Consider the following 6,907-nt stretch of genomic DNA (forward strand, 5'->3'; position numbering starts at 1 on the left):
TAGATATGCACTCTAATCTTTACAAGTTACAGCCTTGTTAGACATACGAAGAATTAGCTTTAGCTAATCAACATCCAGCTTATTCGCAAAAACTCGTAAAGTAGAGATATCACTCTTTTTTAGGAGGATTTAAACCTCAAGGGGGAATACGAAAATCTCTATCTGTTTACGAGAACAATTATCTCAAATTGTTTTTTAAAGCACAAGTTTTTTAAGTTTTCATGCTACTAGGCAGGAGGAGTAGATGAAAACTTTTAGATAGGATATTTATTTTGATGTGTTTTACAAACTATATTATACAAGGGGAGAATTGGTTTAAAAAACACACTTTTAACAGCAGAAATTGAAAAAATTAAACAATGTCCAATTGGTAAATTCATCATCAAATTCATCTATCCGCTTGTCTTTTGTATCAGCAGTATGATACGTAAGATATACAACCCCATTTTCCTTTTTAGTTATTATAGTAGTATGATATCTTCTTAACGTACTAGAATCCATTAATTGGACTACATCTCCTATTTCACCATATACACTAACATCAGTATTATCAACATAATTTACATTAGGCACACGTGAAGCCCAATAAGCATAAAAGTCAACAACTCTAATCCATGAAGTCGATTCAGCCCATCTATATCCTTCATCAACAACATAAACTCTTTCGCTATACCAATAATCCGTTGTTTCCTTTACCCCAGTATAAACTCCAGATGAAGGTAAATGTTCATTGACTCCACCTGCATAGATACATTGTGAAATAAAATTAGTACAGTCAAAAGGCCATGTATTGTATGCAGGATTTCTTCTATTATACCAGCTATATGCATAATCCCTTGCCTGATATGGGTTATACCCAGATAGTTCAAATGTTTTATCCCCTTTTTCTTTTATTTTCTCATCTTGATTTATTATCTCTTCTTTAATCTCTTTAATTGTTTTGTCCTTAACATGAGCCGTTGTAAATTTTTTACAATATGGTTCCAACTGATATTTTTCCAATTCATAAAGATATTCAGCAAAATATGAATGTATAAGTCTGTAATCTGGGTGATTCATAAGGTTAGCATCTGCTTTTTCAAACATCTGCTTTACAATATAATCTGTATAATCCTTACTGCCAACTTCAATATTAATATTATTATCCTTTAAATAATCTAGAAAAATCTGTTCAATCTGCCCAAGTGTCATGTTATCTTCCATAACCCTTAACTCCCCTACCTCCCATCATTTAATTACAGTCCATACATTTAACTTTGTTGCTATATATTTACATTCTGTTGTAAACTTATTCTCTTAAGTATTTTATGAAAATGAAAGCGAATGCTTGAAAGAATTTAGTTAAAAAACTAGGCGAAAATTTTTGAGAAAATCCGTAGGTTTGACAGGAGGGCAAACCAGCATCCTACAAGACAGGATGTCTTGATTAGGTGCGTTAGGATTTTCTAAAAATTTAAGCCTTTAGTTTTTTCTAAATTCGTCTGCATGAGCGTCATTTTCATATATATTTCACTTTGTCAACAAGTTCCATTTATTCTCTAACAATCATTATATTCCTTTTTATTTGTAAATTTCCTAATTTGTATATAAACGTTAATTTATATATAATATATAATAATATAAATAATAAACTTAATAGAGGTATTCTTTATGAGTAAAAAGATACTTTTCCCATTAATATATATAATCGTTAACTTATTAGTTTTATTAATCTCTAAAAGCAGTAAACTTTTTCTAATATCAGGAACATTTAGCTTATTTTTAACTGCAACTATAATGAAGTTTTTCCCAAAATATATTAGCTATGAAGGAAAAAAACTCTCCAATGACGATTATTTTAGTCTTATACTAGCAGGAGTATCTTTTCTATTAATTGCTTTACTGTAATTATATTTAAACCTCAGTTTCAACAATACTATATACTACCGGAATAATAACTAACGTTAACAATGTTGACACTAACAATCCAAACATTAATGAAATAGCCATTGGCCTAAATAAATTACTTCCCGAAAACACTAGAGGAGTAAGTCCTATTATTGTTGTAGCTGTACTTAATATGATAGGCCTAAATCTCCTATTAGCAGCTTTAAAACACGCATTTTCTACAGATTCTCCATCTTTTCTAGCACTATTAATATAGTCTATTAATACTATTGCATTGTTTACAACAATTCCCATCAAACTAACCATGCCCAATAAAGCTGTAAAAGAAAATGGTTGTTTAAAAAGATACAATCCTAATATTGAACCTACAACAGACAATGGTATCGTTAAAGTCTGATTTTTTCTCTTTCTCCATCGAATGCTACTTCTACACCCTCCAAATCTATATCTTTTAATCTAGTTATTAACTCATTTTTACTTTATTTACATCTTTTCGAGATAATCCTACCCTAACAACCTAATTTCTATTCCTTATAATCACTACTGGCATTCCCTGCGATACTAATTCTCCTTCTTTATACAACTTTAATCCTCAGTTTTGAAATATTCTTATTATTTTCATCTGTACAAGAAACAAATAAAAATGAAATCAAACACATAACAATGATAAAAATTTTTCTTATAACAATTACCTCTAAAATAAATATTTTGAATAATTGTAGATAATTAGCACTTTATTATACTATTTCAATATTAATATCGTGAACTTATGTTCATTTTTAGTTTAAAAAAATTATTTAAATCCCAAATTATAATACTATAAAACAGATTTATTTCAAAAATTATATCATTTGGACAAATGACAAAATATTTAGTATTATAAATTCAAAATATGCATTTGAAAGGTAGGGATATTTTTGAACAAGGATATTCCCGAATTAAATAAAATATATGATACTCTAGTGAAGGTATCTAATGCAATAGTCAGCGTTATTAATGTCGATATAACAATTGTAGATAAAAATTTAAATAGAATTACCGCTACCGGTAAATATATAAGCAGTATCGGCAAAAAGATTGATAAGAGCTATCTTTTTGCATATGCACTAAAATATGGAAAGAGCTTTATTATAGAGAACCCGAGAGAACATATAGCATGTGAAGGCTGTCAAAATAAGGCTAACTGTAAGGAATTTGCTCAAGTCTGCTGCCCGATAAACGTTGATAGAAATATAGTTGGAATAATAGGACTTATCGCATTTAATGAAAAACAAAGAAATATCATTCTAGAAAAGAAAAAAAACTTATTAGATTTTTTAAATAGAATGGCAGATTTAATAGCTTCAAAATTAAAAGAAGATAAAAAAACTGAAGAAATCACATTAATGGCAAAAGAATTAGAAATTCTCGTCAATTCAATCGACACGGGAGTAATATTTACAGATGAAAATGGAAATATAGTTCGGTATAACTTAATTGCCGATGAAATTTTTCAACTGGATAAAAATAAAATCAAAAATATTAATACAATCGTAGATAATCTATCTATAAAAAATTTATCATCAATAGAAAAAAGTCTTCAAAAAAACAGGACTTTTAACTATAAAGTAAATAACTCAAGGTTTAGAGGTATATATAATGCCAAACCTATAATAATAAATAAAAAAATTATAGGTTATATATTTACTTTCAATAAAATGAAAGAAATAATTAAAGTGGTAAATGATGTTACAGGTAATAATAGAATTACTACATTTGAAGACATAATCGGCGAAAGTAGGGAAATAAGTTTAGTTAAAAATTATGCAAAAAAAATATCAAAAGGAACTTCAACTGTTTTAATACAAGGTGAAAGTGGAACTGGAAAAGAATTATTTGCAAGGGCGATACACTTCTCAAGCGATAGAAAAAATTACCCTTTTATACCTATAAACTGCGGGGCTATACCAGAGAACTTAATAGAAAGCGAACTTTTCGGATATGAAGAAGGGGCATTTACAGGGGCAAAAAAAGGTGGGAAAATAGGTAAATTTGAACTTGCTCATAAAGGAACGATTTTTTTAGATGAAATAGGAGATATGCCTATCCATTTGCAGACAAAATTATTAAGAGTCCTTCAAGAAAATGTAATATGCAGAATTGGAGGAAATACTTTAGTCCCTATTGATGTAAGAATAATAGCCGCTACAAATAAAAACCTTGAAAAAAAAGTCGAAGAAGGTGAATTTAGAGAAGATTTATACTACAGGCTAAATGTGATTCCAATACACCTGCCACCATTAAGGGAAAGATTAGATGATATCAAGCTTTTAGCCAATAAATTCCTAGACAGATTTAATATAAAGCTAAATAGAAACATAACCAAATTTTCGGAAGATGTAATAGCGCTATTTTTAAATTACAATTGGCCCGGAAATGTCAGAGAGCTTCAAAATGTAGTAGAATATGCGGTAAACATGTCAACAGATAATATTATAACTATCGACGATTTACCTAAACGTTTTAAAAATATGCATTCAGGAATTATTGTAGATAGTGATAATAAAATCACTCCAATTAGTGAGTTAGAAAAGCAGGAAATTATTAAAGCGCTTAAAGTATATGGCAATAGCAAAAAAGGCATAAATCAAGCTGCTAAAGCTCTTGGTATAAGTAGAGCTACAATTTATAGAAAGATAAAATTGTATGGATTAAAATAAGTCTCATTTTGAGAAAATAATCTCAATTTGAGACTTATTTTTTCTTTTTTTGTTCTCATTTTGAGACTTGATACGTTCAAAACAGGATTTTTTCAATTGGCATAAATATTGCAATTTTAATCTATTAGGATATTGCATTGCTTACGGTAATCAATCTATATGGAGGTGTATTTAATGAACATTAAAGACATTATCCTAGATACTTTAAAAAAAGAAGTAGTTCCTGCAATCGGATGTACTGAACCTGTTGCGGTAGCCCTTGCATGTGCAAAAGCTAAAGAACTTTTAGAAAGTGATGATGTTATAGAAACTGCTATTTTAGTGAGCCCTAACATATATAAAAATGGATTAGGTGTAGGAATTCCCAATACGAATGAAATAGGACTTGATATCGCTGCAGCTCTTGGAATTGTAGGCGGAAAATCTGAAAAAGATTTACGAGTGTTAGAAGATATTTCAGGTAAACAGGTTGATAAGGCTAAAAAAATGCTAGAAGAAGGGATTATTAAAATTGGAGTAAAAGATACTCAAGAGAAGGTTTATGTGGAAGTTAATTTAAAATCTAACTCTAATTATTCTAAAGTTATAATAAGAGAAATGCATAATAATTTTACCCATTTAGAAATTGACGGTAAAATAATTTTCCAAAATAGTCATGTCAGCCAATCTGAAAATAATCAGTCAGATGAATTATTTAATTTAAAAATTAGAGATATCATTAAGGAAATTGAAGAAATCGAACCTTCTAAATTAGAATTCTTGTTAGAAGGAATTGAAATGAATGAAAAAATTGCTAATGTAGCTCTTGAAAAAAAACTTGGAATCGGCGTTGGATATAGTATATATGAAAACATAAAAAATAATATTATTGCCGATGATTTAATAAATACTGCTGCGATGCTTACTGCTGCGGCTTCAGATGCAAGAATGTCCGGATTGAATATGCCTGTAATGAGTTCTAATGGAAGCGGAAATAATGGACTAACTGCTATACTCCCAATTGCAGCGTATAAGAAAAAATATGATGTCGACAACGAAAAGATTGCAAAAGCTCTAGCAATAAGTCATATAATAAACTGCTATGTTAAGTATTATATAGGGCGTCTGTCTGCTTTATGCGGTTGTGCGGTAGCTGCAGCTACTGGTTCTGGTGCTGCAATAGCTTATCTTATGGGAGCAAATTATGATCAAATAGATGGAGTTATAAAAAATATGATTGCAAATTTGAGTGGAATGATATGTGATGGTGCTAAAGTAAGCTGTGCATTTAAACTTGCAACGGCGGCTTCAACGGCTGTACAGTCTGCTTTGTTAGCGTTAAATGACAGTATCGCTCTTCCTAAAAACGGAATAGTCGCAGAAAGTGCAGAAGAGACGATTAAAAATTTAGGGATATTAAGTAAGAAAGGTATGAATACTACTGATAAAGTTATTTTAGAAATTATGAGTAAATAGATTTAAAACGTAACTAAAAATATATCTGCTGATTATGAAGCATTCAAGTAATAAAGTAATAAGGGACGGTTTTTCTATTTCCTTAAAGATACCCTAGAACCGTCCCCTTGTATCTTTTAAATTACTTCATCGATCCATACTTCTTCTACTGAAAAACTTTGCTCCATCATTTTTTTTACATCTAATGCTTCGTTATAATTGTTCACAGTTATAGCTACTTCTTCTCCATAGTGACTTGAATAAAATTTCAGTTCATCATTCCTATACAAATTTACAGTAAACCACTTAATATATCCTGAACTCGTTAGATAATCATTTAATAAAAGCCTTTTTATTCTATCATCAATTAAGCCCTTATAAACCAACTCATTAGTTTCAAAATTATCAATCTTTTCACCCAATAAACTAATATCTTCTATCGATTTTACATCATCTGACCAAAGTCTGAACTCATATCTATCTGCCGTCTTTAATGCAATAGATATAGCCTTCTCCCACCAATCATAACTTTTATATATATTTGCAAGTGGATTTTCTGATGAACTAATTATTTTTGCTGATATCCATATATTATACATTAAATACAATACCGTTGACTTATATCTATAAAAATCTTATAGAAAGCAACGCATACCTATAAATCTTTATAGATTTATAGATCTTATCCGATACTTCTATTATGAGGCTATAAGCCTACATAACTCGAAGTCGCTTCCTACTTTTATAGAATTGCACAGCTTAAAATTAAGCCAACGGTTTTCACCTCCTGCTTTATATCTCTGCTGTGCTTTTTTACTGCCCAATATACATATATTCCTTGCTCCGTTTAAATCAGCATTAACAATTTTATTTACAACTTTGTCTTT

7 protein-coding genes are annotated in these 6,907 nt (G+C 29.7%); 3 read left to right on the plus strand and 4 right to left on the minus strand.

Going from position 1 to position 6,907, the window contains the following annotated elements:
• Positions 1–330: 330 nt before the first annotated feature.
• Complete coding sequence (locus BUB51_RS11560; RefSeq protein ID WP_073197905.1) at positions 331–1,203, minus strand: amidase domain-containing protein; 873 nt, start codon at positions 1,201–1,203, stop codon at positions 331–333.
• A gap of 447 nt (positions 1,204–1,650) precedes the next feature.
• On the opposite strand from BUB51_RS11560, the gene BUB51_RS11565 reads away from it, so the two are divergent.
• Positions 1,651–1,887: a hypothetical protein gene (locus BUB51_RS11565; protein ID WP_073197906.1), complete on the plus strand. Its 237-nt coding sequence runs from the start codon at positions 1,651–1,653 to the stop codon at positions 1,885–1,887.
• A 6-nt stretch (positions 1,888–1,893) separates the two neighbouring features.
• Here the strand turns inward: BUB51_RS11565 and BUB51_RS11570 are convergent, their stop codons facing one another.
• Positions 1,894–2,265: an efflux RND transporter permease subunit gene (locus BUB51_RS11570; RefSeq protein WP_073197908.1), complete on the minus strand. Its 372-nt coding sequence runs from the start codon at positions 2,263–2,265 to the stop codon at positions 1,894–1,896.
• 539 nt (positions 2,266–2,804) lie between these two features.
• Here BUB51_RS11570 and BUB51_RS11575 point away from each other — a divergent pair.
• Together BUB51_RS11575 and BUB51_RS11580 are read left to right on the plus strand one after the other, a co-directional pair.
• A complete protein-coding gene (locus tag BUB51_RS11575; RefSeq protein ID WP_242945591.1) occupies positions 2,805–4,586 on the plus strand; it encodes a sigma-54 interaction domain-containing protein in 1,782 nt (593 codons plus the stop codon).
• Positions 4,587–4,760: 174 nt separating this feature from the next.
• The gene (locus BUB51_RS11580) at positions 4,761–6,041 is read left to right on the plus strand and encodes an L-cysteine desulfidase family protein (RefSeq protein WP_083599617.1); all 1,281 of its coding nucleotides are present in this window, start codon (positions 4,761–4,763) and stop codon (positions 6,039–6,041) included.
• 116 nt (positions 6,042–6,157) lie between these two features.
• On the opposite strand, the gene BUB51_RS11585 is transcribed toward BUB51_RS11580, so the two are convergent.
• Both BUB51_RS11585 and BUB51_RS13205 read right to left on the minus strand, forming a co-directional pair.
• Entirely contained in the window at positions 6,158–6,619 is a 462-nt protein-coding gene (locus tag BUB51_RS11585; RefSeq protein ID WP_073197911.1) for a hypothetical protein, read from the minus strand.
• A 99-nt stretch (positions 6,620–6,718) separates the two neighbouring features.
• Positions 6,719–6,907: hypothetical protein (locus BUB51_RS13205; protein WP_159430416.1), on the minus strand; the 189-nt coding region annotated here is incomplete at its 5' end.

The sequence above is a fragment of the Caloranaerobacter azorensis DSM 13643 genome (assembly GCF_900129995.1).
Lineage (GTDB): Bacteria > Bacillota > Clostridia > Tissierellales > Thermohalobacteraceae > Caloranaerobacter > Caloranaerobacter azorensis.